The following is a 2,218-nucleotide window of genomic DNA, read 5'->3' as shown; positions in this document are numbered from 1 at the left end:
GGGCCGCGGCGCGCCGCCACAGTCCGGTGCGCCCCGCCAGTCGGGTGCGACACGCCAGGGGGCTCCGAGACAGGGCTCGCCGCGGCAGGGCGCAGCCCGACCGGGTCGGCCGCGCCAGCCGCGCCCCAGCAGGCCCACATCCGCCCGTAGCCGGCTGCAGAGCGGGATCAAGGCCGGGCTCGACACGACGTACCTGCGACGCAACCGATTCGGTGGCGCCGTGATCCTCGCCGTGTTCACCGCGATCGCGGTGTGGCTGGCCGTGGTGCAGTTCGTGGAGGCGCCGTCGCTGTCCCGGCGCGCAGCCGACCAGCGCGAGGTGTACGAGGTGCTGCCCGCCACCCGCGGCTCGATCGTGGATCGGAACGGCCAGCCCATCGCGTTCACGATGGAGGCCAAGTCGCTCACGTTCCAGCCGATCGTGGTGCGCAAGCAGCTCGAGGACGCATATAAGAAGGACCCCAAGACCGCGCCCGAGCCCACCCAGCGGTTGAAGGACATCGCGCACGACATAGCCCAGGTGCTCGGCGACAAGGTCGACGAGAACACCCTGTACGGCCAGCTCACCGGCAACGAGCCGTTCGTGTACCTGGCCCGCGGCGTCGACCCGGCCAAGGCGTCGGAGATCACCGACAAGTACAGCGAGGTGGGCGCCGAGCGGCAGAGCATCCGCAACTACCCCGGTGGCTCGCTCGCCGCCAACATCGTGGGCACCACGGGCTGGGACGGGCGCGGCCTCATCGGCCTCGAGTCCTCCCTCGACTCGGTGTTGGCCGGCAAGGACGGCTCGGAGGTCTACGACCGCGGCTCCGACGGTGTCGTCATCCCGGGCAGTACCCGCGACGTGCACCCCGCGGTGAACGGCTCCAAGGTCACGCTGACCATCGACAACGACATCCAGTTCTTCGTCCAGCAGGCCGTGCAGCAGGCGTACAAGAAGTCGGGTGCCAAGGCCGTGCGCGCCGTGGTCCTCGACGCGAAGACCGGGCAGGTCCTCGCGATGGCGAACAACAACACGTTCAACCCCGCTCTCGGAGTGGCCAACAACCCGCCGAACGCGGACCTGGGCAACCCGTCGGTCACCACCCCGTTCGAGCCCGGCTCGGTGAACAAGATCATCACGGCGTCGGCCGTGATCGACAACCACCTGACCACCCCGACCGAGGTGCTGCAGGTCCCGGGCGACATCCACCTGGCCGGTGTCACGGTGCACGACGACTGGGTGCACAGCGTCGCGCCGTATACGACGACCGGCGTGTTCGGTAAGTCGTCCAACGTGGGCACGCTGATGCTGGCGCAGCGGCTGGGGGAGAACCGCTTCGCGGAGTACGTGCACCGGTTCGGCCTGGGTCAGGCCACCGGCGTCGGCCTGCCGGGCGAGAGCGACGGGTACGTCCCGGCGCGCAGTCAGTGGTCCGGCGGCACGTTCGCCAACCTGCCGATCGGCCAGGGCCTGTCCATGACGCTCCTGCAGATGACGGACATGTACCAGGCCATCGCCAACGGCGGCCTGCGGATCCCGCCGCGCATCATCGAGAGCGTCGACGGTGGTCACAACCCGACGACGACCCCGCAGGGCGTCCAGGTGGTCACGCCCGAGGCGGCCCACACCGTGCTGAACATGTTCCGTGCCGCGCTGCAGTGCGACACGGGCCTACAGCGCGGCACCGGTTGCTCGGGCGCGATCCCCGGATACCAGCTCAGCGGTAAGACGGGTACCGCCCAGCAGGTCAACCCGGTGACGCACGCCTACTACGACTCGGTCTACAACATCACCTTCGCGGGGATCGCTCCCACCAACGATCCCCGATTCGTGGTCGGCATCATGATGGACGCGCCGACGCGCAGCTCCGACGGCAGTGGCGGGCAGTCCGCGGCGCCGCTGTTCCACGACATCGCCGCCTACCTGCTGCAGAAGATGGCCGTCCCGCTGTCCCCGGCGGCCCCGAAACTGCTGCTGCAGGCGGGTTGGTAACCCCTGTCCGTACCGGCGGGTACTCTCAGCCGGTGCCCGATTCGGATCCGACACGACCCACCTCCGGGGCCGGGGTCTCCCTCGGCGCGCTGGCCGCGGCCGTCCCCGGCCTGAGCGTCCCGTCCGCGGACGTCGCCGTCACCGTCACAGGGGCGACGGTGCGCGCACAGGACGTGCGCCCCGGCGACCTGTTCGGCGCGGTGCCCGGCACAAGTCGGATCGTAGCCATGTCGTTCTGTGAGC

The 2,218-nt window shown here is 70.0% G+C and carries 1 protein-coding gene; it reads left to right on the top strand.

The features are described from left to right. Window positions 1–154: 154 nt before the first annotated feature. Window positions 155–1,975, top strand: coding sequence for a peptidoglycan D,D-transpeptidase FtsI family protein (locus ABD908_RS27105; protein WP_345001973.1), 1,821 nt, complete (start codon window positions 155–157; stop codon window positions 1,973–1,975). Window positions 1,976–2,218: the final 243 nt, after the last annotated feature.

Source organism: Tsukamurella soli (assembly GCF_039541155.1).
GTDB lineage: Bacteria > Actinomycetota > Actinomycetes > Mycobacteriales > Mycobacteriaceae > Tsukamurella > Tsukamurella soli.
This window is presented reverse-complemented; position numbering and strand designations above follow the sequence as displayed.